Below are 25178 nucleotides of genomic sequence, written 5' to 3' on the forward strand. Positions count from 1 at the left end.
GATGGCCCTGGCTTTCCCTGGCGCGGGCGGAGCGGTTCGGGGCTATCCGTACACGTCGTACAATTCGCCGAGAACGAACCGGGCGAAGCGGGCGACGACCTTGAGTTCGTCGGTCACGGTCTGGGTTTCCGTCGCCCGGATGCCGCCGAGCCAATCCTTGACGCCGCCCATCGACAAGCACAGCGTTCCGGTGCCGAGCGGACTCCCGTCCGCCGCAAACAGGTGCGCGGAAACGGTGGACAAATCCCGCCACATGTCGGGACCCGGATCGTCGTGCAGAATCTGCTCCGCAACTAGCCCGTAACGCCGGTTTTCGCTCTCGAAGCGGAGTTCGTAACCGATGCGCCGGGTTCGATTCGGCAGGCTGGTCAGGGAAAAGCGGCTATCGGCGAGCAACACCATCGGCCCGAAAGCGGGGCTGCTCAGATGGCCGGTGATCCGCGCGGCATGCTCGGGATCGGCGAGAAAAGCCTCGAGGTCGGCGATGTGGATGCACAGCTCGATCTTCAAATCCTGTTTCGATTCCGGTTGCTGCGCCAAGGAGATTTTTCCCTGAAAACACTTCCGGAAGCGGATTCCGGGCACGGGATCTTTCATGCGCGAGGGATTGCTCTGCGCTTCGGCGGTCGTTCCGGGTATCGCGCGCAGATAGGATTTTCCGTCGGCATAGCCCATTTCGATCAAAGTGGCGTGATCGATCTTGCCGAGATAAAGGTCCGGGTCGAGCGGCAAGGGATATTCCGGCTTGACGACATGAACCCGGATCGCACGGGTTTGGCCGTAGGGGCTGTCGCCGTGTTCGATCCGCCGGTTGATCTCTCGGACGGCCTCCAACTGGCTGTTCAGGGCGGCGTTGGCGCTCATTTCCAGCATCTGGACGTACAGATGCAAGGGGCCGCCCCGATAGGTGCCGGTATTGCCCAAACCCCACAAGACCCAGATTTCCTCCGCGCCGTTTTTTACCGTTTCCGTCAGGTTCGCGTCCTGCACGAAGCCGGTATCCAGGTAGATGCCGCCGTCCTTCCGCACCGGGGGAAAAACGCCGGGCAGGGACATGCCGGCAATGATCATGTCTTCGTCGATGTCCCGGTGGGATATCACCTTGACCGCCTTGTTCGCGTAATCCAGGACGTTATAGCTGGCGGAGAGCGAGTCGACGACGCGGATACGGGCGGTATCGATGCCGAAATGTGGCAGCACTTTGGTGCGAAACCCTTTCGAATCCCCCAGTCCTTCCAGGTTTTCCACATTCAGATAATCCTTGAGCGGCAGGAAGGCGATGGTGTCCTTGAGATTGAGCGTGCGCCAGCGCTGGCAGATTTCGGCCGGCTTCAGCCCGGACAGCAGCATGGACATGTTCAGGCTGCCGCCGGACGTGCCGTCGAAGTACTGAAACTCCAGGCCCGCCTCTTCCAGAGCGAGCAGGATGCCCGCCTGATAAGACAATCGAAGACCGCCGCCCGGAAGGACCAGTGCCCGTTTCGGCTGTCCGGACTTCAAGGGGGCGGTTAGCGGAACCGTGTTGGCTGAGTTCATGGCCGGCCTCCTCAGCGGTTCAGGTTGCCGAAGGTCTGTCCGACGATGGGAGCGGTGGGGGCGGGCGGCCAGGTTTCGTCCAGGGGCAGGTTGATGACGCTTTCCATACCCTCGGGTGCGGTCGTCGGCGGCTGGTCTTGGTGCAAGAACCAACAATCCATATGATCGTCCAGAGTGCCGACGGCATTGGGGATGAACGCCGTCATCAGCGGCTTGTCTGCGATTTCCAGGGTTTTCAAGGGTTCCGCACGCGGATGGTCGCCCAGCACCAGTCGGGCTTTGGCCCAGTTGAACAGGCATAGGCCCGCTTTACCCTGGAAATAGATGTAGGACTTCATCAGCATGCCGCGGAACGCGCAGTAATTGACCGTGTTCATGTTCAGCGGGAGGGGCGTAGACGAGGGCCGGCCGATTTCGATATAGGTCACCAGTTTGCCGTCGAGATCGTACTGGCTGCTGACGGTGTCGTCGCCGATCTTGAAATCGAGGTTGGCCTGATGTTTCGGCATGCCCCAGATTCCCTTGCCGCCCTTTACCGAAATCTTGGTGGATACCGGCAAGTCGACCACGTACTGCCCGCTGCCGAACCAGTTCATGAACAGCAGCGGCAACAGCGACGGCGCGGGTTTCAGGCCATGGGTGCAGGCGATGCCTATGCTGTATTCGACGTAGGTGCCGATATTGGTGCCGAGATAATTGATGACGGTGACGACCAAAAAGCCCTTGCTGCCCACCCGCAGCGGATGGACTTCCGCCGGCAGCAGAGCCTTCGCCTTGTCCGGGTTGATCGGAAAGACCGCCATGAGGACGGGCGAGGGCGCACATTGAACGGGCAGTTGGAAAGGGATGTTGTCGACCAGGGAGTGTTGCCCCGAGATGGCTTTGATGCGTTTTGGAATACCCATTGTGATTACCTTGTTGTTGTTCGTTATTTGGCTAGTTCTTGAATCATTAGAGGAAATACGTCGGTGGCGGCGTTCTTGCCCATGAAAACATCCAAATGGCTGTATTCGGGCAGCACGTGCAGCGCGTGAAAACCCGGCCGCAGCGCGTCGAAGTATTGCCAGGATTTTCTCTGGCTTTCCGGCAGGAAACAGCGGTTCTTCTCGCCGGCGAAGAATACGAAGCGCGCGTCGGTTTTCGGCGGTGAAGCGGCGAAATCCGACGGCAAATCCGGCAGGCCGTCGACCGAGACCAGGTTGCCTTTTTTGACGCAACGGGCCATTTGCTTGAAAAAGCGTAGCGGCACGTTGCCGAACTCCTGATTGATCCAATCCTCGTGGACCAGGTCGGTCAGGTTTTCGTGCCGCCACAGTGCGGGAAATCCGCTGCCGTAGGTGAAGCTGACCATCTTGCACACGGTGCTGTCGCACTCGTGGTGGACCAGCTTCACCAGGCCGGTAATGGTTTTGGCGATCAGGGTCGGCGCCTCGACGCCCCAATGCGGATTGACGTAAGGGGTTAGTGCGTTGACCACGGGCACGGCGAAATTCAGCTTGAATTCCGACCAGTCCGGGACCACCGGATGCAGCGACACGGCGTTGCTGACGATGGTGGTGACTTCCGGCACCAGTCCGGCGATAGCGGACATGGTAAAAGTGGTCGAGCCTTGGCAGTGGATGATGGCCTTGACTTTCCGCTGCCCGGTCTCTTCCAGGATCTTGCGCACCGCGTGAGGATGGTCGTAGAGGGCGGCGTGATCCAGAGTCCATTCGTTGGGAGGGAAGTCGATGCTGGCGCGCCAATTTTCCAGCCAGACGTCATATCCGGCTTCCACCAGCGCATCGACGACGGTGGTCTGGCCGGGCGCGCGGAAAATGTTCGCCCGCACCCCTGCGCCATGCACCACGATGACGGGCTCCCGCGTGGGAGCCCGGTCCGCCGAGCGGACGTTGATGAGGTTGAGGGCCAGCCCGTCGCCGGCCGTGAACGGTACGATGCGTTCCGTCAAAGACATGGGACGCTCCTTCCCCGAAGGCGGGGTTCAGGGTTGGATGAAATCCGCGATGCGTTCGGCCAGCGCGGCAATCGTGCGGGACGGGTTGAGGCCCACCGCCCTCGGAATGATGGCGCCGTCGGCTACGTACAGCCCCGGATAGCCGAATACCTCGCCCTTGTGGTCGACCACGCCGTCGGCGATGCTGGTGCCCATGCGGCAACCCCCCAAAGGATGCGGCGTAATGAGATCTTTTAGGATTTCCCAGGTCGCCGGGACTATGGCCGTGCCCCCGGTGGCTTCCGACAGCGTCTTGTGCATGTCGATCAGCGCCTGAACCGCGCCCTCCGATTTCTTGATGTTCCATTCCAGGTCCATCTTGTGGCGGAACGGCGGAATCCAGCTGCGGGAAAGTTTCAGCACACCGTCCGAGGCGTCGACCGCCTGGCCGAACCAGGGCATGACCGCAGACAGCGGATCGCTGCCTTTGTTGAGGGATTTCAGAACCGAGAAGAAATGGCCAAAGTGGTGATCCTTGCTCAAATCCTGAAGGGAATCCTTGAGCAGGTTGGGGAAACCGCCATCCTGCACCCAGAAGCGTTGTTTACGGAAAAAGCCGTCCAGGAAATCGATGGCGCTGGTGATGGTGGGGCCGCGGGTCGGCGAAATTTGGCGGTTCTCATAAATTGCCGGAGTCAGAAAATCGCCGTTGGAACTCCAGCCGACGCCGAGCATCGGGCTCAGCTCGGGCAGGGTGCCGTACTGATCGCGGCAGCGCAGCAAAAGCTCGTTGCTGCCCATGGTACCGGCCGCGACGATCACTTTCTTTGCGTTCAAATGGCCGGGAACCAGTTTTTTCTTCTTCGTGTCGATCACGTCGAAGTCGACCCGGTAGCCCGTGTTGCCGTGCAGGGGGGTGATGCGCTGAACCAGGTGCAGGGGCTTGACCTCCGCGCCGTGCTTTTCGGCGAGAGGGATGTAGTTCAGGTCCAGTGTGTTGCGGGCCTTGACCTGACAGCCGATGTCGCAATTGCCGCAGTGAACGCAGGTCCCCTGTTCCAGGCCGAATGCGTTGACGTGCGATTTCGAGTGCTTGTCGTCGAAGGCGTCGGGCTTGTCGTAGCTGAACTCGGGATCGAAATTGACGGCCAGCGGCATTTTGCGAAAACGCGCCCTATAGCCGCAATTTTCCGCCGCTTCTTTCATGAGCTTCATTTTCGGCGGCCATTGATTGTCCGGCACTTCCTGGACGTTGAGCATCTTGCCGGTTTTTTCGTAATAGGGCTTCAGTGCGTCATAAGTGATTTCCGCCGGCCAGCCTGATTCGAACGCGAACGGTTCGGCCTCGACGAAGATATTCGCGTAAATCAGCGAGCCGCCGCCGACGCCGCAGCCCTGGGCTACGGCCATGTGCTTGTAGAATCGGATGTCGATCCAGCCGTTGTCCTTTTCGGGTTCTTCGTGGGACCACCACCAAGCATCTTTCGGCCCGCGCGGATAATCCTTCACATCCCAGCGGCGGCCGCGTTCCAGAATGCAGACCTTCATGCCTTTTTCCGCCAGACGGCAGGCGGTGACCGCGCCGCCGAAGCCGCTGCCGATCACGATCACATCGTAATGCAAAGTGTCGTCGACATTCTTGTCGAAGACCTGCCTACCGAATTTCGGGATGACGTAGGCATCCCACAGCTTGCCGGCGAAGAATCGGCCGAACTTTTCGACCGCGGCGGCCTTTTCGGCCAGGTTTTCGGCGTTCGGCACTTCGATGGTCGACAACAGGTCGGCCAACTGCTTGATGCCCAAGGTCAGAATGCCCGCGCCTATGACCGGGCCGGTCTTGTCCTTGCCCTGATGCAGCGTGGTATAGAGGGTCGTGGTGTCGGACCACAGATCGAAACCGGAATCGTCCCTGACGTCTTTATGGCCGGCGAGGTAGTAGTCTTCGCCCTGATGATGGAAGGCCAGCTCGTAGACCATATAGGTCATGTCGGGATTGTCGGTGGGCTTGAACAGGTTGAAGACCCCGGTGGGCGCCTCGATGCCCATGCCGAGCGGCGCGAAATCGATGGTGCCTTTCAGAGAGCCTAAATGATCGGGATCGCTGACGAAACGGTCCAAATCGTCGATACCGACCTCCGCGTGCATGGCCAGAGTGGTCCCGTCCTGTTTTCCCCGCTGCGCGCCTTCCGCGGTATCGCTCGCCCCCAAAGCAAAATACCCCGACATGGTTTCCTTAAAGGTCAAGGATAAGATCGTCATCATTATTCTCCTTCTCGTTATGGATGATGAATGTATTGTTATAGGTCGGCCCGGAAATGCTTTTTCGGTATTAAGGGTAATCCGATTTAACCCCCGAGTCCGTCACACGATCTACGATTCAAAACTCTCCTGAAAAAAATGAATAATAGTCCGCCTTACGAAAAACGACATCTAAATATTGAAGATAATTGGCCTGACAAGGCAAAAGGCCTTTGTAAACAACGAACCCTTGGTTTGTGCCAGTGCTTTTTATCCCTTATCCCACCGGACATTAAGTATCAGCCGGAAGCGGTTTGGCGCGAGCGGAACACTGAAAAGTGCGGCATATCTATGAGCCGCATGAATTCTGTCGGCTTGCGGCCGCTTCCATGCTAAATGGGCTATACGCTTGTGAGTAGGCTTCAGCCCGCGATTGGCAGGCGCACCGGATCACGGGCTAGCCCGCAAGAGCTAACCGCTAGCGATGCGCTGTTCGAGATAGGATGGGGTCGCCGGCGTGCATTTGCTTCCCTAGATCCGAGGCAATGCCTTTATTAACCCGGCCTATAAATATAGGCCGGGTTAATCCGGGGCAGGGATGCCCCGGCGCGGCGACAAGCCGCGTGAGCCCAGGCCGGGCGTGTACCGGCCTGGGCGGCGGCCCGAAATACCAGGAGGGTATTTACGGGCCTGATTAATAGGTTAAGCCATCATGCCGGCAGGGAATCACGCCGGACTATCCTACGCCCATTGGGAAAATGCGCAAATCCGTTCCCGGCGGATTGGTCCGCCACAAATTTGCCAGGAGCAACCATTCGGTCGGGAGCCGAATGGGGCAAACGAAGTTTGCCTAGCGGGCCAAAGCCGGGGACGGCTTTGGTCAATTGGGAAGTGCGGAGTTCGGTCCGAAGAACGAGCCTCAGGGACGGGGTGAGCACAAAACCGTCGGGAATTGGTTTTGGACTGCCCGCGGCGGGGCAAGATTCGTGGAATGCGGCTTTATTGCCGCTGCATCCTCAGTTCACCTTTTTGAAGAAACGAGTTTCCTGAACAATCGTGCTTTAAAAGTCCCGGAAGCGAGGCGAATACTCGTCTCGTTCTAATGGTAGGGGATCTATTGCCTCCTAAATCCGTAATGGCTCACACGGAATTAACCTCGTCGAATTCGATCGAGTTTCTGTTTGTTATGCCCGTGTTTACCTTAGTGATTTAGTATTTAAACGAATATTTAAATACTATTGGAATTTCATCAACTATACTTTTTCGCTTCTCCCTTTACCGATTCCGCACCATATTATCGGGCGCTTTGCAGTCCGGGTGGTGCCAGATTCGGGTTATGGTCGATAACGTACAGGAACCGGACCAAGGTTCCCCGTTCGGCGTGGTCCTTGAACCAACCGTTTTCGGCCATACGGGCTTCGCAAAGGAATTCGTTGCCTTCGGCAGCGAACTCGGGTTGCAGTGTCCGGGAGAACTCGTAGTTCTTTATCCAATGATTTCGGATGTTTGCGGTGAAGTCATGCTGGGTATAGCGGAACGACAAGCCTTGTAAGGTTTCGGCCATGCGCGTGTGACCGGGGAGCAAGATCGTGTCGGGATCGTTTTCTTCCTTTGCCTGAAAGGCGGCGACGATCATCCGGCCGCCGGGGGCCAGTTTGGCGTTGAGCTTCGCCAGCGTGGCACCGTAATCGCCCATGAAATAAATGGAATCGATTGCCAGGATGACGTCGTAATCCCCGCCGGGGAGCTCGTCGTGGATCAGGTCGACGCATCGGAAATCCAGCGCGGGCGTTTTTCCCTGCGTTCTGCGTTGCGCCTGAGCGATGGCGACATCCGAATAATCGACTCCACGTATGGTGCAGGCGGTGCGCTGATGGAGATACTCCGTGATGTATCCGTTGGAGCAGCCGACTTCCAGAACCTTCTCACCCGGCTTGAGCAGCGAAGCCAGGCAATCCATCTCGTCCGTGTCCATCATGCCGTGCTGGCACAAGTCCCGGCCGTAAACCGCCTCGCAGAAGCGCGAATGGGTCGGGCTTTCGGCTGCACGCCGAAAATATTCGTTGTACCAGGCTTTCGAAAACATCTGGGCCTGACCCATGTCGGCCGTGTGGTTCATCAGTTCGCCCATGCTCTGATCCATACGTATGCTCCGGTGTTATTTAATTAGTGAATTCTAATATATCAGGCGTGCTCGGGATTTGTCCCGAGAGCGTTGCCTCTTGATGTCAGCAATGGCGCTAGAACTGGAAAAACGGCCACTCGGGTTCGAGTCCGAGCATGATTTGTCCGACTGCCTCCAGCTTGCCCGCGTTGATGAAGCCATGCTGGGTGATGACGTGGATGTCGCGGAAGTGCTTCGAGAACTCATATTCTTCTCGGATTCCCGAGGCTCCCACGATCTCGTGGATGAGGTCCACCGCTGCCGCGGATTCGAGAACGGCGTGGGTCATCGCGAGTTGCATTTTGGCTTTGAGCTCTATCGTGACGGATCTCGCAGCGACGGCTTCTTTCCAAGCTTCCTCGAACGCCTGGTAGAAATAGAGTCGGCCGGCACCGAGTTTGGCTTCGGCTCGTGCGAGCTGTGATTGAACGACGGCCTGATTCTTGAGCGTCTTCGTTCCATACGCGGGCGTCTTCCGGGTGATGAGCTCGACCGCTTCATCGATGGCCGCGCGTGCGATACCGAGCGCCGGCGGGACGAGGGCGGCGATCGCCGGCCAGACCGTCAGCCGGTAAAGAGATCCCTGATAGGCGCTGCCCGGTTTCTCTAACGGTCGCCATGGCGCGGCCCAATGCTCGGGGATGAATACGTCCCGCATCTCGACATCATGGCTGCCGCTGCCGCGCATGCCCATCGTGTTCCAGTTGTCGACGATTTCGGCTTCGGGCGCGGGAACCGCGATCAACAGCATTTCCGGATTGCCATCGGCGGCCACGCGCAGTTCGCCATCATCGTAGATATTCGCAAAGCCGAGAAAGGCCGTCGCATGGTGTGCGCCGCTCACGAAGGTCGTGCGTCCCGAGATGCGATAGCCGCCCGCGACCGGAACGGCCTTGCGCGCAGGGTTGAAGGAGCCGACCGGAATTGCCTCGAACCCAAAAATCTCCTGCGCGGCCTGGTCGCCGAACCATGGGGCGAACATATCGTGGGCAACGGCGATTTGCAGATTCCAACCCGCCGCACTGTCGATACGGGAGACTTCCTCTATTACGCGAAAAGCAGAGATCGGCTCGACCTCAAGTCCGCCGAATGCCTTCGGCCGCCACAATCGATAGAGGCCCGCCTCCTGCATCGCCTTCGCCACCGGTATTGCCAGTTTGCGCTCGCGTTCGGCCGCCTGTGCATATTGGCGGATGATCGGTTCGATCTCTCGAACCGTTTTCAGCAGGGAATCGACTGTGGGCATGAACGCCTCCTCTGTTTACGTCTTATCGAATGCGGGCGCGGATCGACCGCTTCTCCGAGCCGCCGGAGTATATCAAAGGGTAAAAGGGCGGACGGCAAGGCGGTACCTCGGTGAGCGGAACGGTGGCCGATCAGGAGCGACGGAGCGAGGCGGTGAAGTTCGCGGGATGTGGCTCGTTTTTCACCCACATCCCGCGACTCTTGGCTGGAAGTCGGACGACGGATCGTTCGAAACGCTTACGAATTACAAATAAGCGTCACCATAGGAGGTGGATTTTTCGAAGTTCTCCCACACATAGGCCGGTTCGACCAGGCTCTTGGTCGGAATCGGACTGGTGATGACGTCGAAAACGCCGGATGCGGTCCTGCCGAGCGTGTCCAGCGTACCCATGATCAAGCCGCCAGCGCTCCCGACGACGGGATTGGTCTTCTTGCTTGCGCCTACGATATTTTTCGGAACTTCCCCAATCCCGGTAAACAGATTTGCAAATCCCCTCGTGAACTTGTCGCCTACCTCGGAAAAGTAGCCGTCCGCGTGACCGGCCGGTGCATGGGCGGCGATCGCAAGAGCTACGGTCAAGGTAAGGGATTTTACGTTGCGCATGGTTGTTTCCTCAGCAAGTCTTGTTGTTATATAGTTTCGTGACGAAACTAAAGTGTAGGGGGGCGGAATTGCTTAAGTCAACAGCCATGACAACCGGCCTGGTCGCCTCGTGCGAAAGGCTTGCAAGGCCGGGCTCAGCCTTCGGCCGATATGCTGGATTGATACCGAAGCCAGTTTTGGTTCGTGTCCCGGTCGAGTTCGTCAATCCGACGATCGATGGCGCCGATGACGTAACGCGAATACGGGCCGAGATGCAGGTACATCGCCATGAGACTGACAGCGAGACGCAAGGCCTGCGGGTTGGTTTTGGCGCAGTTCATGAAGGTCTGCCAGAATGCGTCGCGCAATTCCGGCAATTTGTTGAAAACCTTGTTGACCGTTTCGACGGCGCCGACTTTTCGCCGGGCGTCCCCTTTAGGTAAGTCGCGAGGACGATCGGATCGGTCCAGCAGGCTGACCAGCCGATTGATCCGTCCGACGTAGGCGACCGGGTCATACACGCGCTGGAGAATGCGCCGGTAGTCGTCAAGCACATCCCGGAGCGGGCGCAAGGTGTCGAAATTCAAACCACTGGTGCATTGGTCGCCGGCGTCCACGTCCGGCATGATGTCATGGCCCGGATGGAGGCGCCCCTCCCGCTGTAGCCGCCGGGTCAGCTGTGTATTCGGCAATGCATACAGAAGCCCCACCATGCACACCGGAATCGCCGCCGCCTCGATGAAATCCGCCATGGCATCGGCGATCGAGTCCTTTTCGCTGTCGAATCCGACGATGAACCCGGCAGTAACCATCATGCCGTAGGAGTAAATCTTGTGGATGCTCTCGACCAAGTCGCGGCGGGTGTTCTGCCTTTTCTTGGTCGCGATCAGAGTCTCCGGGTCCGGACTCTCGATGCCGATGAAGACGAGGAAGAAGTTCGCCCGTTTCATGAGTTCGAGAAGCTCGGTGTCTTCGGCGAGATTGATCGAGGCTTCGGTCGAGAATTCGAAAGGAAAGTCATGGGCTTCCTGCCAGGTTATGAGTTCGGCCAGGAACGCCTTTACCACCTTCTTGTTGCCGATCAGGTTGTCGTCCACGAAATCGACGTGCCCCCGGTAACCCATGGAATAGAGTGCATCGAGTTCGGCGAACACCTGCGTCGCGGTTTTGGTGCGCGGCACCCGTCCGTAAAGCTCGATGATGTCGCAGAACTCGCAGGTGAACGGACAGCCCCGTGAGAACTGCAAACCGACGTAAAGATAATGCTCGAATTTGAGCAAATCGAAACGCGGGATCGGGCTCTTCGTGACATCGATCTGGAACTTGGGGGCGGTGAACATCCCCGATCGTTGTCCACTCTCCCAGGCATCCACGAACGTCTGCATAATGCCCTCGGCTTCTCCGAGAACCAGGAAGTCCGCCGAACGGTAAACGTGCGGACTCGAGGTCGCATCCGGCCCGCCCACGACCACGGGCGTGCCCATGATGTGGGCTCGTTCGATCAAGTCGAGCGTATCGGGCTGCTGGGTAATCATGCCCCCCGTCATCACCATATCGGACCAGGCGATATCCTCGTCGCTAAGCTCCTCGGTGTTCCGGTTGACGAGACGGATATTCCATTCTCGAGGCAGCAATGAAGCTACGGTAACCAAGCCAAGCGGAGCGGCCGGATAACGTGCGCCCACCAATTCGCAGGCTTCGGGGTAATTCCAGAACGATTCCGCTTTGAAGCGCGGATAGATCATCAAAACATTGCAGGAGGCCACTTCCTTCATGATGTTCTCCGATCCATGGAAATTAGCAGGGGGCGTGGGATTTGACCCAACAGTGCGCTTCTGAAAGATACCTGTCAAGGTCCAGATTCGGTCTGTTCGCATGACGTAAGTGGCTTTCTGTCCGGCATGTGTTACAGCTGAAAGCAAGACAGAACGCCCGCACGTCATTGTCTTGACAAGCGTTCAAGCCGGGTAGAGTGGGAGGATTCAGCTCCGGAAAACGTTTCGGTAGAGTGGGGCGGCGAACGAGACCGACATTCGCAAGGTCTGTAGATGCCGGTTTGAGCTCGGATTCTGCACGGTTGCATTCTGGATGACGGACTGACTCGTCCAATCGGAGCAAAAAGCAAGAATCTCTTTTCGTTGGCTTATTGACGGATGATGTTCTTAAGCACAAAATCTTACGTTTGTCTTACATTGGGTATGCGCCATGGAGACCACCAAACTTTCGAGCAAAGGCCAAGTGATCATTCCCAAAGGGTTTCGAGCGGCCCACGGTTGGGAAGCAGGGCTGGAGCTGGTTGCCATCGAGGTTGGCGACGGCATTCTGCTCAAACCGAAAGTGCCTTTCGAGGAAACCGTTCTCGACGAGGTTGCGGGCTGCTTGCGGTTCGAAGGGAAAGCCAAGAGCGATGAAGAAATCGATCAAGCGATACGCCAGCACGTAAGGAAGGAATGGCGTGATAGCGATTGATGCCAATATTGTCGTACGACTTCTCACCCGGGACGATCAGGCTCAATACCAGGCCAGCTACCAGCTCTTCCGGACGGCCGAGATCTTCATACCCGATACGGTGATCCTGGAAACCGAATGGGTGCTGCGTTATGCGTACGACTTTAAACCCGCGGAAATCTGCTCCGCATTCAAAAAGCTATTCGGGCTCAAAAACGTTCATGTAAACAATGCCCAGCTTGTCGCGCGGGTGATCAACTGGCACGAAGCCGGTCTGGATTTCGCCGATGCTTTCCACTTGGCGAATAGCGAGCGGTATTCGTCCCTGAAAACATTCGACGAGCGGTTTATCAAGAAGGCTGGCGGCTTGTCGGATTGCTTGGTGGGAAAGCCCTGATTCGCCTGTAGGCTGGGTCAGAGAAACAAGCCCCAGTTTTTATAGGCCGCGAACGCAGAGTGAAGCTGGGGTTCCGCAAAACGGCCATTGACTCATGCGTTGGCAGCAAGCGAGAAATGAATCGGAATTGGGCGACTTTCTCCTTGTTCCAGGCGCTCGGCAATGACGCGCAGGGCAAGAGCTTCAACCTTGACCATGGCCTCCTCGGCATTTGCGCCATAGGCGAGCACGCCCGGCAATTCAGGAACTTCGGCAAGCCAACGGCCATCCTCTTCTTGCTCGTGTTCGATACAGAAATTCATGGATTTTCCGGTTGGTAAACGTAACTGAACTTAGTCCTACTATAGATCGCGAAAATTAAGGCGGTTTACCCACGTTCATCACTGATACCGCAACGCCTCGATCGGCCGAAGTTCGGCCGCCTTGCGGGCGGGATAAAACCCGAAGAAGATGCCCACTGCCGCGGCGACGGTGAAGGCGAGCAGGATGGACCAGAGGGTGACGACCACGGTCATGCCGCCCAGGCTGGCGGCGAGCCAGGCCCCGGCGAACCCGATGGCGGCGCCGATCAGGCTGCCGGCCAGGGAGATGATCAGGGCTTCCAGGAGGAATTGCAGCAGAATATCCTGCCGCCGCGCGCCGATGGCGAGGCGGATGCCGATTTCGCGGGTCCGTTCGGTCACCGAGACCAGCATGATGTTCATGATGCCGATGCCGCCCACCAGGAGCGATACCGAGGCAATGGCGCCCAGCATGACCGACATGGTGCGGGTGGTTCCGGCGGCGGTTTGGGCGAGGGCGGTCAGGTTGCGGACCGTGAAATCGTCTTCCTGGCCCGGCCGGATGCGGTGCCGGGTGCGCAAGAGTTCGATCAGGCTTTTCTCCGCGCGCGGCATCGCTTCGCTGGAGCGGGCTTTCGCCATGATGAACCGGACCATCCCCGGAAACGGATTGCCGAACAATTGGCGCTGCGCTGTCGTCAAGGGCACCATCGAGGTATCGTCCTGATCGCGTCCGTCGAGACTCTGCCCTTTGGGTTCCAGGACGCCGACAACGAGGAACGGGCTGTTCTTGACGCGGACCGTCTTGCCGACCGGGTCCTCATTGCCGAACAGGTTTTGAACGACGGTCTGCCCGAGCACGATCACCCGCGTCGCCGAGCGTACGTCGCTGTCGGTGAAGACGGTGCCGGAAACCGGATGCCAGTCGCGCACTTCGAAATAGGCCGGGGTGGTGCCCATGATGGAAGTTGCCCAGTTGTTGGGGCCGTAGATCACTTGCGCGATGTTGGAATAGGCGGGTGCGACCGAGGCGATCTCGGGCAGTTCGCCGATGGCCTGGGCATCGGTGACGGTGAGGGTGGGCACGGTTCCGCCGCCCATGCGCACGCCGCCCGAGGTCGACGAGCCCGTCAATATGATGAAAAGATTGCTGCCCATCGAGGCGATCGCTTCGCTCACCATGGCCTGGGCGCCCTGTCCGATCGCCATCATCAGCACCACGGCGCCGACGCCGATGATCATGCCGAGCATGGTGAGCGCGCTCCGCAGCCGGTTGGCGCCCATCGCCTGCAGCGCTTCTTCCAGTAAGGTGCCGAACATCATGAATGTACTCCTCCCAGAATCTCTTCCACCGGACCGTCCTCGGCGATATGTCCGTCCACGACATGAATCAGGCGCTGGGCATGGCGCGCCACGTCGGGCTCGTGCGTCACCAGGACGATGGTCAGGCCCTCGTTTCGATTGAGTCGTTCGAATAAAGCCATGATTTCTTCGCTGGTATGGGTGTCCAGATTGCCGGTGGGCTCGTCCGCCAGAATCAGCTTCGGCGAATTGGCCAAAGCGCGGGCGATGGCTACCCGCTGTTGCTGTCCGCCCGAGAGTTGCGGCGGCCGATGGCCGACACGGTGGCCGAGGCCCACTTCTTCGAGCAGCTTCCGCGCGCGCGCCTCGCGCTCTTCGCGTCCCACGCCGGCATAGAGAAGCGGCAACGCGACATTGTCCTCGACCGTCTTCCGGGGCAGCAGGTTGAAGCCCTGGAAGACGAAGCCGATGGTGCGGTTGCGCAATGCGGCCAGTTCATCCGGCCCGAGTCGGGCGGTATCGGTGCCGTTCAACACGTAACGGCCGTCGCTCGGAATGTCGAGGCAGCCCAGGATGTTCATCAAGGTCGATTTGCCGGAGCCCGAAGGCCCCATGATGGCGACGAACTCGCCGGCATCGATCGTGAAGTTCAGACGATGCAGCACGGGTACGGTTCCGGAATCGCCGACAGGATATGTCTTGACCAGATCGACGACTTCGATGAGTGACGGAGGCATACCCTTAATGCATCCTGACCCTAAAGGAGCCGCCGGTACCGCCGCTGCCTCGGCCCGAATCGGCAGCGTCTTTTCGCTGGTCTTCGGTGACCAGCGGATCGTCTTCCTTGAGATCGCCTTCGACCAGTTCCACGAACTTGCCGTCGGTGATTCCCGTGCGCACCGGGACGGCCACCGGATTTCCTTCTTCCAAGCGATAAACCGCCTTCCCCTTGGGCTTGGGGGTTTTCGTGTCTTCCGCGCCTTCCGTCGGCTCGTAGCGTAGCGCGGCCACCGGCAGCCTAAGTACATTCTTGCGCTCGTCGACGACGATGGTGACGAAAGCCGTCATGCCGGGCATCAGGATCTCGTCAGGATTGTCGACATCGATTACGACGTTATAGGTCACGACGTTTTGGAGAACCTGCGAGTTCAGACGGATCTGGCGCACGGTTCCGACGAAATCCCGTCCCGGAAACGCGTCGACCGCGAAATGTACGGTTTGGCCGACTCTCACCTTGCCCACGTCCGCTTCGGCGACCGTGGTGTCGATCTGCATCTTCTTCAGGTCCTGGGCGATGGTGAAAAGGGTAGGGGTCTGGAAGCTCGCGGCTACGGTCTGGCCCACATCCACGTTCCGCGACACCACAACGCCCGATACCGGCGAGACGATCACGCTGTAGCGCAGATTGGTCTCGTCGCGATGCACCTGAGCGGTGGCGGCGGCCACTTGCGCCCTGGCCGCACCCAACGCCTGTATCGCCGCATCCAATTCGGCGCGGGAGATATAGTCCTGCCCGAACAGGGCGCGAGCACGCCGCTCGTTGGCCTCCGCCAGCTGCAAAGATGCGCGGGCATTGGCCACGTTGGCGCGGCTCTGATCGAGCTGGGCGCGGAACAGGGCCGGGTCCAATTCGGCAAGCACCTGGCCTTCGCGGACTCGATCGTTAAAGTCGGCGTGGAGCGTCTGGACCGTACCGGACACCTGGGTGCCGACGTTGACCAGCACCACGGGATTCAAGGTTCCATTGGCGGAAACGGTTTGCTGGATATCGCCCCGGGCGACCGGAGCCGTGCGGTAGGCGGAGGCATCGGCGGCATGCCGGTTCTTGTTCCACAGTACGAATCCGCCGGCGACCAGGGCCAAGATGAGCAACAAGATTAAGAGTTTCGAACGCGACATCATGAACCTTGATTAAGGGAAATTGGTCTTTTTTTCCACCGCCCGCGAACTGGCGCCGATCTCGGTCGGATCCAGAGCGCCTATCGCCTGCGCGAGGCGGGCTTTGCCGATGTGCCAGTTATAGCGGGCCTGGACGTGCTGCAAGCGGGCATTGGCAAGATCGGCTTCGGCGTTCAGAAGTTCCAGAATGCTGCCCGCTCCGGCTTTATAACGGCCCAAGGCTACCTTTTCCGCCTGGGTCGCGCTTGCCAAGAGATCGTTCGTGCTGGACAGCGTTTCCCGCGTGGTATTCAAATCGAAATAGGCGCGCCACACGTCGAGAGCGATCGTTTGATCCAATTGATCGCGGGTGGCTTCCTGGACCGATACCTGTTCCTCGGCGCTCCGAATCTGGTAGGTATTGGCGAATCCGGTGAATAGCGGCACGCTGAGTTGCAGACCGACCGACCAGCTTTGGAAGCTTTGCGAGATGCTGGAATCGCTGTAGGCGTAATTGCTCACCAGCGAAACAGTCGGCAGGCTGCCCGAGCGCGCCGATCTCACATTCGCCTCGGCCGCTCGGACCTGGGCCTCGGCCGCAGCCAAATCCGGACGCAACGCTTTCGCTTCTTCGATCAAGGCTTGCACGTCGCGTTCCCGTTCCGCATCCGGCTCGATGAAGGCGGGCGGCTCGATGTCCAATGACGCATGGGGCTTGAGGCCCATGGCGTTGGCCAGAACTCCCAAGGCATTCTGCGCGTCGCCGGTGGCTCTCTGGCGGTTGAGTTTGGCTTGCGCGTAGGCGGTTTGAGCTTGCAGCTTGTCGGCGAGAGCTGCCGCGCCGACCTCGTAACGAAATGCCGCCGCCTCGAATGCTTCCTCGCTGGACCGTTCGGAAGCTTCGGTGGCTTCGAGCGCCGAGCGGGCCGCGAACAACTGGTAATACGCTTGCACTGCGGTGAATAGCACGTTCTGCAGCGTCGATGCGTGGCTCCAGTTGGCGGCATCGAGCGCCGCCCGCGCATTTTCCAGTCGCGCGGATCGGCCGCCGAAATCGAACAGCAGATAGTTGAGGCTTACCGAGGGCGTGATCCGGAATTGTTCCCTGCCCCCGAAGGTTCCGCCACTAACCCCCGTTCCCAGGGGGAAGCCTTGCAATTGGCTTTGGGATACGCTTCCGGAGCCGGTCTGGCCGTATGAGGCCGTGGTGTTCAGGTTGACGGTAGGGAGGTAGGCGGCTTCCGCCACGCCGAACTGGGCCGCCTGAACCCGTGCGTTCGCCCAGGCTTGGCGGGTTTGCGGATTGTGGCAAAGCGCCTGGTCGATGATTTCGAGCAAGGACCAGGCTTGGCCGGCGCGTGCATCCGCCGGGCAGGGATCGCCCAGTCCGGGTTTCCGGACCGATCGCGCCGGAGTCGGCGCCACGGCTTTGCGAGTGTCCAGGGGATCTTCGAGAAACGGCGGACGTTCCGCCGCCGGCAAATCGTCGGCCAAGAGCATGCCGGCCAACAATAAGAATCTCAGCCCGGACGCGGGGCGTGGTCTGGCATTCATGCGTTCTTAGCGTTCGGGTTTTTCGAGCAAGCGCCGGCGTCCCTCACCCGATAATTCGGGCGCGGCCGTCAAGATCACCGTGTGCAGCGTGGTTTGCAGGGCGGTCATAGCATGGTCGCTTCGCTCCAATGCCGCTTCGAGAAGGTGCCGGTCGAACGGCTCGGCTTGGAGCGTCCGTCTGACCTCGTCGCGGGAGGCGCGCACCGCCTCGATGCGAGATACGAGTTCCGGCCGCTGCGCATCCAGGATGCTGCGGAACGTCGAGGCATCGTGCTCCGGCAATCGTGACGTGAACCGTTCTTCGAAAGATTCGATCGACAACCACGGACGCCGGTGCGTGTGTTTATAGGTGCCGACGCCGAGCCAGGCTGACAGAAACACGTTGAGTAGGAGCGAGCCCAGAAGAATCCAGGCGGTGGTTCGGGACGACAAGCTGAAAGGCTTCATCGATCGCTGAAATCCTCTTGCATGGGGGTAAGGGCAGCCGTGTTGAGCCAGTCCTCGGAGGTCGTGCCGTTGATTCCGCCGTACCAACCCAAAAGACAACCCATGATGAGCGCGAGACCGAAGGTGGCCACGCCCGGCCAATACGACGCAAACGGCCAAACGACGATGTCGGTCGGCGGCGCGATAGCGGAAACGGGCTGCTGCGGCAATGCGAGGGCTCGTTGGCAGATATGTTGCGCAAGCTGCTCGGATGGCGTTTCGATGCGCCAGAGATCGAGCAGACGGTCGATGCGCTCGGCCTCGGTGCGTTCTGCTCGAAAGCGCGAAGAGCCCGCCAGCCGGCGCCAGATCCCATGCGGCTTTGTCGGCCAACGCCGGGTATCGGCGCCGAAGGCGGCGAAATGATGTTTGAGGCGGGTCAATAGCATCGGACTCCTCCTAAGTTCGGATCAATGGGGCCAGACGTTCGCGTAGTGTGCGGCGCGCCCGGACCAGCAAAGCTTCCAAAGCGCCCACCGAGATCTCGAGAATTTCGGCGGCTTCGGCATTGCTGAACCCTTCGTAATAACACAGAACCAGGGCGCTCCTCTGGCGCATCGGCAGTTCCTCGACCGCCGAGGCGATCTGTTCGGCCTGCTGTTGCTGAGTCAGCACGGATTCCAAATCTGCGGCTTGGATAAGCGGTTCGTCGTCGCCCCAGGGCTCGTATCGGTCCCTGCGGCGGCGATCGATGCACAGATTGACGACAATCCGTCCCAACCAGACGGCGAAAGTGCCTTTTTGCGGGGACCACGCCGCGGCGTTTACCCAAACCCGCAGAAAGGCTTCCTGCACAACTTCCTCGGCCTCGGCCGATACTCCGCTGATCCGCCGCGCCAGCGCATACATCCGGGGAGTATGGCGATGGACCAACAACGAAAATGCGTCGTGATCGCCTTGAGCGACCCGACTCATGAGGATTTCGTCGCGGATCGATGCGGTATCGCCGTTCTGCTCCTGTCGGCGGGACTGAAATCCGGTTCCGGATGTCATGATCGAGCAGGACAAATCGTTCACGACCAGTTGCTGTTTAGGTACGCCGATTCGATCGGAACGGCGGTGAGTGGATCGGCGTCCCCGATAGGCGAGCATCGTAGGTCGGCAATCCTTTGCCGACGCATGTATCGGCAAAGGATTGCCGACCTACCAAAAGAGATTGGTACCGGGGAAATTCGCGAAAACGCTTTCATATCTCTATATACGCAGGTACGGGAAAAAACCTGCGCGCGCTGAAATATCGGAAAACGGGGGCAGGACGGTCAGAAGAACTTCTCGTGCAGAGACAGGATGACTTCCATCACGATGAGAATGACGATGTACCACTCCACGCGGAGCGTCTGGCGGCTGTTGACCAGGTCCAGATAGGTTTCGGCGGTGCGGGAGATCAGTTCCAGCTTGCGCGATAGCGCCAGATCCCGATCACGCAGTTCGTATTCGTAGGCCAGCCTCTCATAAAGGCGGTCGAGTTCGATGTCTTCCCAGGTGATTTCCGGCTTTTCGGTGACTTCGACGCGGCCCACGGTCCGGGTCAAAATCAACAAGACGTTGCCGATTTCGTTGAGTATCTCTTTCTTGTCCCGGGCGGGGCCTAGGCCCTGGCTCAGGCGTTCCGCCAGCCGCTCGACGCGGTCGAAGACCTCTCCGACGCTGCGTTCGTAATAACCCAGCACGCAGCTTTTCGCCAGCACGTGGGCGACGACTTGCAGCCGGCCCGTAGTCGCTTCGGTAAGACTCAATCGCCCATTTGTATCGAAGCGCTCGGGCCGGTCGGGATCGATGATGATGTCTACCTCGTCCGATTCGGGGTGCGCAAACGGATTTTGGACCGACGGTGCCAGGCGCTCGAGGATTTCCGTTTCTTCGGATCGGGTGAGACCGACGAGCACGACGACGCCGAAGCGAAAAATGAGGCTGTAACCCCTTGGACCCACCAGCATGGTCAGCGGTCCCACGGCGAGCCGGCTGCCGCGCTCCAGATCCCGAATATCGATGCGGGTCCCGAGAAACCAGGCCCGTGCGCGTAAAAGTTGGGCGGCTTCGGTCGCCTTTTGAATGTCCTCCGTTTGCACCGGCTCTGGTCCTTATAGGCTATTCATCGCGTTTCGAAGCGGTATGCCGCTCGCCGAATTTTTCGGCGACCTGCTTGTAATAACGGTCGTGCAGCGCCAGGTTGCCGCCGCGCATTTCTCCCAGCCGCTGCACGAGCAGATGCAGCCGATTTAAACCCTCCCGGTATTGCGCCGATGAATCGTCGCACAGCTCGATCAGTCGGCCGACGTCTTCGATCTCCCGCCGCAAACGCACTTCCTCGGGAACATAGCCGGCGTTCTTGAGAACCCGGTACGCCATGCGCAGATCGGCAGGCACCAGGGCCAGTTCCTCTTCGTCGGGTACGGGTTTGCCGGCGCCGGGCAAATCGTTCAAATCGCCGCGCGCGATGGCCTCCCGGATTTTTTCTTCCGCGATTCGATCGAGAAATGCGAGCGTACTCATGGGGCTATGGAAAAACCTTAGTGATGCCTCTCGTGAATTTCCCGGTGCAGTGCCTTGTATTCCTCGGAGAGTTTGTGCTCCGGCGCGTAATGGATCAGCGGCTTGGATTCGCTATGGGATTCGCGCACCTTCACCGAGGGCGAAAGCTTGGTCTGCAATACCGGATGGCCTTCCGAGATCAGCTGGTTGACCAGTTGCTGAGGCAAATTGGCGCGGCCCTGGAACTGGTTGACGATGATGCCTTCGATTTCCAGCGCGTCGTTGTGGTCCGCCTTGATCTCGCCGATCACGGCCAGCAGGTTGTACAGCGCTTCCCGCGAAAAGGCGTCGCAATCGAAGGGAATCAGGCAGCGCCGGGCGGCGATCAAGGCCGATCGGCTGTAGAAGTTGAGTACCGGCGGCGTGTCGATATAGATGCGCTCGAATTCGCCGAGAGCATCCAGCGCCTCGCGCAGCTTGTAAATCTTATAACGGGATTCGAGCCGGCTCTGCAGCGGTTCCAATTCGGGATGCGAGGGCACCACATAGAGGTTAGGGAACGGCGTTTCGTGTATGGCGCTATCCAGCCCGGTGTTCGGGCTCTTGCCGAACAGGTTCAGGCTTAAGGTGTCCTTGAAGAAGTGGGCGATGCTGGCGTCCGGATCGGCCACCTTCTGGCCCAGCAAATAATGGGTGGAGTTGCCCTGGATATCGAGATCGACAACCAAGGTTTTCTTGCCTTCGGCGGCGCTGATGGCGGCGAGATTGCAGGCAATCGTGGACTTACCGACGCCCCCCTTTTGATTGAAAATAACGCGGCGCATAGAAGTTCTCTTGATGGATGGGTAAAAAATATCCAGAAAAGTATAGAGAACAATAGCATCCGATAGCTAGGGAAACCCCGAACAAATGAGGAAGCCGTTTGTGTCCGGCCTGCGTCTCGCACCCTTCCAATCGCAAACGGACCTTTAGTCGGTCCCTTCCAATCGCAAACGGACCTTTAGTCGGTCCCTTCCAATCGCAAACGGCATCTCTGGGAGCGCCAGAGCTGCCCTTCCGACAAAGCCCTTCGCCGAGCCGATACGTCGGCAAGGGATTGCCGACCTACATATCCGAATCCCTTACACCGATTCGGAAAACGCTCTCTGGGAGCGCTAGAACGACCCTTCCAGGAGCGCCGGAGCCACCTTTTCAATCGCAGACGGTCGCTCGGAAATGCCGAAACCCGATCAAAGAACCGCGAGCCGATAAACGAGCCCCGCCATGGCACAAATACCGATCAGAGGAATAACGCCCAGCTTGAAGCGGAGCAATGCCGTCGCCGAGGTTAGAGCGATTCCCACGGACAGCCAATCGACAGGGCCGTTCAGGCCGTTGGGCCAGAACAGGTGATAAGCGAAGAACACGGCAAGATTCAATATCACGCCCACCATGGCGGCGGTTATGCCGGTCAGGGGCGCGGTGAACTTGATGTTGCCATGGGTCGCTTCCGCCAGCGGCCCGCCCAGCAGGACGAGCAGAAACGACGGCAGAAACGTGAAATAGGTCGCGATCACCGCCCCGGCGGCACCTCCGAGCAAGGGCGCGCCGTCGATCAAATCCTTACTCCAGCCGGCCAGGAAGCCCACGAAGGTAACCACCATAATCAAAGGACCCGGCGTGGTTTCTCCCAATGCCAGCCCATCCATCATTTGGGGAGCGGTCAGCCAGTGGTAATGCTCGACCGCCCCTTGATAAACGTAAGGCAGCACCGAGTAGGCGCCGCCGAAAGTCAGCAGGGCGGTTTTGGTGAAGAACCAGCCCATCTGAACGGCATCTCCCTGCCAGCCCCGATCCTGATCCAGGAGCGCCAGGATTCCTCCCCACGAAATCAGTCCGACGATCGCCAGGGCCATCAGCCTCGGCCGGGACAGCCTGGCGTGATCCGGCGTCGGCGTGCGGTCGTCTATGATCGATGGACCGAAGTTCTTGTCGGGGTTGCCGTGATCATCCGCGGCCCGGAAAAATCGCGGTGCGAGACGTCCGCCCAGGGCACCCAGCAGGGCCGCAGCCAGAATGATGGCGGGGAAAGGAACGGAGAGCACCGAAATGGCAAGAAAGGCCAGCACGGCGATGCTCCAAAGGACGCCGTTTTTCAGTGCCCGTGAACCGATGCGATAGGCGGCGAAAACCACGATCGCCACCACCGCCGGCTTGATGCCGTAGAGCACGCCGGCAACCGCCGGCAGACTGCCGAAAGTCATGTAAATCCAGGACAGCAGGATCAGAATGGCCAGAGAGGGCAGGATGAACAGGACGCCGGCGGCGATTCCGCCTCTGAGGCCATGGAGCAGCCAGCCGATATAGGTGGCCAGTTGCAAGGCTTCCGGCCCCGGCAGGAGCATGCAGTAGTTGAGGGCATGAAGATAGCGCCGCTCCGAAATCCAGCGCCGCCGTTCCACCAGTTCCTGGTGCATGATGGCGATTTGCCCGGCTGGCCCCCCGAAGCTGATGAAGCCCAGTTTCAGCCAGAACCGCAAGGCTTCGCCGAAGTTGACGGTGGGATTTTCGTTTGTAGCGAGGTATTCGATCGGGCCGTTTTGCTGATCCATTATTATCCGAGAAACGGCAGTTGGACGTGACGGAGTGTGCGGCGGGCGGGTCGCCTGGCAAGGCGCGACGCCGCCGCGGGGTAGTCTCCCGCAAGAAGGAGCAACGCCGCCAGGTGGCCCGCCCGCCGTGCAATCGGGTGCGTAGCGGCTTCACCCAAAAGGTGAGATTGATGCAGGGCGGGACGTTCAGGATTCATCGGGCTTTTCTGGTGCATCGAAGCGGTCAACTGCCGTTTCTAGGATTATTGGTGCCGAAACCTTGGGCGACCCAATAACGGCCGCGACATATTTTAACCGTCAATCAACCGGCGCAGCAGTTCGAATCCTTCTTCCCAATCGTCCAAGCCGCTCGATGCATTGATATGTCCGCACGGCGCGATCTCGACAAGTTGGCTGCCCCAAGCCGCCGCACAGCGCCGAGCGTAATCCGGGCTGCCGTAGGGATCGTCGGGACTGGCGACGACCGTACTCGGGAATGGGAGGTTCATGCGGGGCACCGGCGAAAAGCCTACGGCGCCACTTGGAAAAGTCGCCAAAGAGGGATCGGGAGGTGCGACCAGCAATGCGCCATGAATCGAACGCCCCATCTGCTGGGCCCAGTGGGCAACGAGGAGACACCCCAAGCTGTGTGCAACGAGTACGGTGTGCGGTCCGGATTCCGATACGGCGATTTCGAGTTGCTCGATCCAGTCGCCGCAAACCGGATTATTCCATTCTTTTTGTTGAACCCGGCGGAACTCGGGATGCTTGATTTCCCATCGGGTTTGCCAGTGTTCGGACCCGGAGTTGCCGATACCGGGAACTATGAGTACCGGGTTTTGAATGCGAACCTCAACTATCGGTACAACGTCTCGTCGGATGGGCGCAGGTCGATAAGCCATGTCGATTCCCCGGCTACCGATTGACGGCTTCCAGCGTCGTTTCCCGCTTCGTGTTGCCGTCGAATGTCCTAAGGCGCTTCGGCTGTAAGTAAACTTTATCGCCTTCGCTCAAGCCTTTGCGGCCGAACTGGTCGCGGGTCAGTTCGACTTCCACGGACCCGCGATCGTCGATGCGTTCCAGTTCGATGCGCACGGTGGCTCCCAGCGGACGGATATCGCGTATCTTGGCGGCGATGGTGCCGGTGCCGCCGCCGTCTCGCAGGATCTCGATTTCATGGGGCCGTACGTAGAAGATCGCCGATTCCGGATGATCGGAGCCGCCGGTGAGGTCCACCTGGGTTTCGCCGATGCGGGCATGGCCGTCGTGGACGCGACCGTGGAACAGGTTGACGTCGCCCAGAAAGTGGTAGACGAAGGGCGTTTCCGGGTGGTCATAAACTTCGTCGGGCGTCCCGATCTGCTCGACCCGGCCCTCGTTCAGCACCACCACGCGGTCGGCCACTTCCAGAGCCTCTTCCTGATCGTGGGTGACGAACACGCTGGTGACGTGCAATTCGTCGTGCAAACGTCGCAGCCAGCGGCGCAAATCCTTGCGGACCTTGGCGTCGAGTGCGCCGAACGGTTCGTCGAGGAGCAGCACCTTGGGTTCGACCGCCAAGGCTCGGGCCAAGGCGATGCGCTGGCGCTGGCCGCCCGACAACTGGCCGGGATAACGGTCGGCCAGCCAATCCAGTTGCACCAGGTTCAGCAAGTCGTGTACCTTGCGCCGGATTTCGCTTTCCGAAGGTCGCTGACCTCGCGGCCGGACCCGAAGACCGAAGGCGATGTTCTCGAATACCGTCATGTGGCGGAACAGGGCGTAATGCTGAAACACGAATCCGACTTGCCGTTCCCGTACGTGGCGGTTGGTCGCATCCTCGCCGTAAAACAGGATAGAGCCCGAATCGGGTGCCTCCAGCCCCGCGATGATGCGCAGCAAGGTCGTCTTGCCGCAGCCGGAAGGCCCCAAGAGCGCCACCAGTTCGCCGCTGCCGATGTTCAAGGTAATGTTCTTAAGAGCCTTGAATCGGCCGAAGGATTTTTCCACGTCGTTGATTTCTATGCTCATATCGGAGTGCTCCTGGATTTTTGTAGAGCGGCTTAGCAGGGATGGACCTTCTGATTCGGCGGGTTACGCTTTCGGCGG

Annotated in this window: 25 protein-coding genes; 3 read left to right on the plus strand and 22 right to left on the minus strand. The window is 59.4% G+C overall.

Annotated features, from left to right (window positions below):
• Positions 1 to 42 precede the first annotated feature (42 nt).
• The 8 genes from JOD69_RS07340 to JOD69_RS07375 form a co-directional block, all read right to left on the minus strand.
• Positions 43 to 1536: a patatin-like phospholipase family protein gene (locus tag JOD69_RS07340; protein WP_210023835.1), complete on the minus strand. Its 1494-nt coding sequence runs from the start codon at positions 1534 to 1536 to the stop codon at positions 43 to 45.
• An 11-nt stretch (positions 1537 to 1547) separates the two neighbouring features.
• A complete protein-coding gene (locus JOD69_RS07345; RefSeq protein WP_077732756.1) occupies positions 1548 to 2441 on the minus strand; it encodes an acetoacetate decarboxylase family protein in 894 nt (297 codons plus the stop codon).
• 23 nt (positions 2442 to 2464) lie between these two features.
• Positions 2465 to 3493 (minus strand): alpha/beta fold hydrolase, encoded by a 1029-nt coding sequence (locus JOD69_RS07350; RefSeq protein WP_156879629.1) that lies wholly within the window; start codon positions 3491 to 3493, stop codon positions 2465 to 2467.
• A 27-nt stretch (positions 3494 to 3520) separates the two neighbouring features.
• On the minus strand, positions 3521 to 5731 hold the full coding sequence (locus JOD69_RS07355; RefSeq protein ID WP_210023836.1) for a GMC family oxidoreductase: 2211 nt from the start codon (positions 5729 to 5731) through the stop codon (positions 3521 to 3523).
• A gap of 1273 nt (positions 5732 to 7004) precedes the next feature.
• Positions 7005 to 7853, minus strand: a complete 849-nt coding sequence (locus JOD69_RS07360) for a class I SAM-dependent methyltransferase (RefSeq protein WP_240502680.1) — start codon at positions 7851 to 7853, stop codon at positions 7005 to 7007.
• 97 nt (positions 7854 to 7950) lie between these two features.
• Positions 7951 to 9120: an acyl-CoA dehydrogenase family protein gene (locus JOD69_RS07365; protein WP_077732754.1), complete on the minus strand. Its 1170-nt coding sequence runs from the start codon at positions 9118 to 9120 to the stop codon at positions 7951 to 7953.
• 243 nt (positions 9121 to 9363) lie between these two features.
• On the minus strand, positions 9364 to 9723 hold the full coding sequence (locus JOD69_RS07370; RefSeq protein WP_077732753.1) for an exosortase system-associated protein, TIGR04073 family: 360 nt from the start codon (positions 9721 to 9723) through the stop codon (positions 9364 to 9366).
• 134 nt (positions 9724 to 9857) lie between these two features.
• Entirely contained in the window at positions 9858 to 11477 is a 1620-nt protein-coding gene (locus JOD69_RS07375) for a B12-binding domain-containing radical SAM protein (RefSeq protein WP_086134958.1), read from the minus strand.
• 430 nt (positions 11478 to 11907) lie between these two features.
• On the opposite strand from JOD69_RS07375, the gene JOD69_RS07380 reads away from it, so the two are divergent.
• Together JOD69_RS07380 and JOD69_RS07385 are read left to right on the plus strand one after the other, a co-directional pair.
• Positions 11908 to 12171, plus strand: a complete 264-nt coding sequence (locus JOD69_RS07380; RefSeq protein WP_086134957.1) for an AbrB/MazE/SpoVT family DNA-binding domain-containing protein — start codon at positions 11908 to 11910, stop codon at positions 12169 to 12171.
• Complete coding sequence (locus JOD69_RS07385; RefSeq protein WP_086134956.1) at positions 12158 to 12547, plus strand: type II toxin-antitoxin system VapC family toxin; 390 nt, start codon at positions 12158 to 12160, stop codon at positions 12545 to 12547. Before JOD69_RS07380 ends, JOD69_RS07385 begins: the two co-directional genes overlap by 14 nt.
• A 92-nt stretch (positions 12548 to 12639) precedes the next feature.
• Here the strand turns inward: JOD69_RS07385 and JOD69_RS07390 are convergent, their stop codons facing one another.
• From JOD69_RS07390 to chrA, 12 genes are all read right to left on the minus strand, one after another.
• Complete coding sequence (locus JOD69_RS07390; RefSeq protein ID WP_077732749.1) at positions 12640 to 12849, minus strand: type II toxin-antitoxin system HicB family antitoxin; 210 nt, start codon at positions 12847 to 12849, stop codon at positions 12640 to 12642.
• Between the two features lie 78 nt (positions 12850 to 12927).
• On the minus strand, positions 12928 to 14151 hold the full coding sequence (locus JOD69_RS07395; RefSeq protein WP_205781123.1) for an ABC transporter permease: 1224 nt from the start codon (positions 14149 to 14151) through the stop codon (positions 12928 to 12930).
• A complete protein-coding gene (locus tag JOD69_RS07400) occupies positions 14148 to 14867 on the minus strand; it encodes an ABC transporter ATP-binding protein (RefSeq protein ID WP_077727850.1) in 720 nt (239 codons plus the stop codon). The genes JOD69_RS07395 and JOD69_RS07400 overlap by 4 nt, the downstream gene beginning before the upstream one ends.
• Positions 14868 to 14871: 4 nt before the next feature.
• Positions 14872 to 16005, minus strand: coding sequence for an efflux RND transporter periplasmic adaptor subunit (locus JOD69_RS07405; RefSeq protein ID WP_240507085.1), 1134 nt, complete (start codon positions 16003 to 16005; stop codon positions 14872 to 14874).
• A gap of 36 nt (positions 16006 to 16041) precedes the next feature.
• Positions 16042 to 17562 carry a TolC family protein gene (locus JOD69_RS07410; RefSeq protein ID WP_086134955.1) on the minus strand — a complete coding sequence of 507 codons (1521 nt, stop codon included), beginning with the start codon at positions 17560 to 17562 and terminating at the stop codon, positions 16042 to 16044.
• A gap of 6 nt (positions 17563 to 17568) precedes the next feature.
• Positions 17569 to 18009: a periplasmic heavy metal sensor gene (locus tag JOD69_RS07415; protein WP_077727853.1), complete on the minus strand. Its 441-nt coding sequence runs from the start codon at positions 18007 to 18009 to the stop codon at positions 17569 to 17571.
• Positions 18006 to 18437, minus strand: coding sequence for a hypothetical protein (locus JOD69_RS07420; RefSeq protein ID WP_077727854.1), 432 nt, complete (start codon positions 18435 to 18437; stop codon positions 18006 to 18008). The genes JOD69_RS07415 and JOD69_RS07420 overlap by 4 nt, the downstream gene beginning before the upstream one ends.
• A 10-nt stretch (positions 18438 to 18447) precedes the next feature.
• Positions 18448 to 19065, minus strand: coding sequence for an RNA polymerase sigma factor (locus tag JOD69_RS07425; protein ID WP_210023837.1), 618 nt, complete (start codon positions 19063 to 19065; stop codon positions 18448 to 18450).
• A gap of 242 nt (positions 19066 to 19307) precedes the next feature.
• On the minus strand, positions 19308 to 20117 hold the full coding sequence (locus tag JOD69_RS07430; protein WP_240502348.1) for an RMD1 family protein: 810 nt from the start codon (positions 20115 to 20117) through the stop codon (positions 19308 to 19310).
• Positions 20118 to 20136: 19 nt separating this feature from the next.
• On the minus strand, positions 20137 to 20541 hold the full coding sequence (locus JOD69_RS07435) for a DUF1992 domain-containing protein (RefSeq protein WP_077727855.1): 405 nt from the start codon (positions 20539 to 20541) through the stop codon (positions 20137 to 20139).
• Positions 20542 to 20558: 17 nt separating this feature from the next.
• Positions 20559 to 21344, minus strand: coding sequence for a ParA family protein (locus JOD69_RS07440; protein WP_077727856.1), 786 nt, complete (start codon positions 21342 to 21344; stop codon positions 20559 to 20561).
• 405 nt (positions 21345 to 21749) lie between these two features.
• Entirely contained in the window at positions 21750 to 23111 is a 1362-nt protein-coding gene (gene chrA / locus JOD69_RS07445; RefSeq protein ID WP_077727857.1) for a chromate efflux transporter, read from the minus strand.
• A 26-nt stretch (positions 23112 to 23137) separates the two neighbouring features.
• Here chrA and JOD69_RS07450 point away from each other — a divergent pair, with 26 nt between their 5' ends.
• The gene (locus tag JOD69_RS07450) at positions 23138 to 23386 is read left to right on the plus strand and encodes a hypothetical protein (protein ID WP_210023838.1); all 249 of its coding nucleotides are present in this window, start codon (positions 23138 to 23140) and stop codon (positions 23384 to 23386) included.
• Between the two features lie 15 nt (positions 23387 to 23401).
• Here the strand turns inward: JOD69_RS07450 and JOD69_RS07455 are convergent, their stop codons facing one another.
• Both JOD69_RS07455 and JOD69_RS07460 read right to left on the minus strand, forming a co-directional pair.
• Entirely contained in the window at positions 23402 to 23992 is a 591-nt protein-coding gene (locus tag JOD69_RS07455; protein ID WP_077727859.1) for an alpha/beta hydrolase, read from the minus strand.
• Positions 23993 to 24005: 13 nt separating this feature from the next.
• Entirely contained in the window at positions 24006 to 25100 is a 1095-nt protein-coding gene (locus tag JOD69_RS07460) for a sulfate ABC transporter ATP-binding protein (RefSeq protein ID WP_077727860.1), read from the minus strand.
• Between the last annotated feature and the right edge of the window lie 78 nt (positions 25101 to 25178).

Origin of the sequence: Methylocaldum sp. RMAD-M (genome assembly GCF_017832375.1) — a bacterium.
Lineage (GTDB): Bacteria > Pseudomonadota > Gammaproteobacteria > Methylococcales > Methylococcaceae > Methylocaldum.

Coding starts and splice junctions, on each gene's coding strand:
- JOD69_RS07340 (WP_210023835.1), bottom strand. CDS start 1,536: ATGAACTCAGCCAACACGGTTCCGCTAACCGCCCCCTTGAAGTCCGGA.
- JOD69_RS07345 (WP_077732756.1), bottom strand. CDS start 2,441: ATGGGTATTCCAAAACGCATCAAAGCCATCTCGGGGCAACACTCCCTG.
- JOD69_RS07350 (WP_156879629.1), bottom strand. CDS start 3,493: ATGTCTTTGACGGAACGCATCGTACCGTTCACGGCCGGCGACGGGCTG.
- JOD69_RS07355 (WP_210023836.1), bottom strand. CDS start 5,731: ATGACGATCTTATCCTTGACCTTTAAGGAAACCATGTCGGGGTATTTT.
- JOD69_RS07360 (WP_240502680.1), bottom strand. CDS start 7,853: ATGGATCAGAGCATGGGCGAACTGATGAACCACACGGCCGACATGGGT.
- JOD69_RS07365 (WP_077732754.1), bottom strand. CDS start 9,120: ATGCCCACAGTCGATTCCCTGCTGAAAACGGTTCGAGAGATCGAACCG.
- JOD69_RS07370 (WP_077732753.1), bottom strand. CDS start 9,723: ATGCGCAACGTAAAATCCCTTACCTTGACCGTAGCTCTTGCGATCGCC.
- JOD69_RS07375 (WP_086134958.1), bottom strand. CDS start 11,477: ATGAAGGAAGTGGCCTCCTGCAATGTTTTGATGATCTATCCGCGCTTC.
- JOD69_RS07380 (WP_086134957.1), top strand. CDS start 11,908: ATGGAGACCACCAAACTTTCGAGCAAAGGCCAAGTGATCATTCCCAAA.
- JOD69_RS07390 (WP_077732749.1), bottom strand. CDS start 12,849: ATGAATTTCTGTATCGAACACGAGCAAGAAGAGGATGGCCGTTGGCTT.
- JOD69_RS07395 (WP_205781123.1), bottom strand. CDS start 14,151: ATGATGTTCGGCACCTTACTGGAAGAAGCGCTGCAGGCGATGGGCGCC.
- JOD69_RS07400 (WP_077727850.1), bottom strand. CDS start 14,867: ATGCCTCCGTCACTCATCGAAGTCGTCGATCTGGTCAAGACATATCCT.
- JOD69_RS07410 (WP_086134955.1), bottom strand. CDS start 17,562: ATGAATGCCAGACCACGCCCCGCGTCCGGGCTGAGATTCTTATTGTTG.
- JOD69_RS07415 (WP_077727853.1), bottom strand. CDS start 18,009: ATGAAGCCTTTCAGCTTGTCGTCCCGAACCACCGCCTGGATTCTTCTG.
- JOD69_RS07420 (WP_077727854.1), bottom strand. CDS start 18,437: ATGCTATTGACCCGCCTCAAACATCATTTCGCCGCCTTCGGCGCCGAT.
- JOD69_RS07435 (WP_077727855.1), bottom strand. CDS start 20,541: ATGAGTACGCTCGCATTTCTCGATCGAATCGCGGAAGAAAAAATCCGG.
- JOD69_RS07440 (WP_077727856.1), bottom strand. CDS start 21,344: ATGCGCCGCGTTATTTTCAATCAAAAGGGGGGCGTCGGTAAGTCCACG.
- chrA (WP_077727857.1), bottom strand. CDS start 23,111: ATGGATCAGCAAAACGGCCCGATCGAATACCTCGCTACAAACGAAAAT.
- JOD69_RS07455 (WP_077727859.1), bottom strand. CDS start 23,992: ATGGCTTATCGACCTGCGCCCATCCGACGAGACGTTGTACCGATAGTT.
- JOD69_RS07460 (WP_077727860.1), bottom strand. CDS start 25,100: ATGAGCATAGAAATCAACGACGTGGAAAAATCCTTCGGCCGATTCAAG.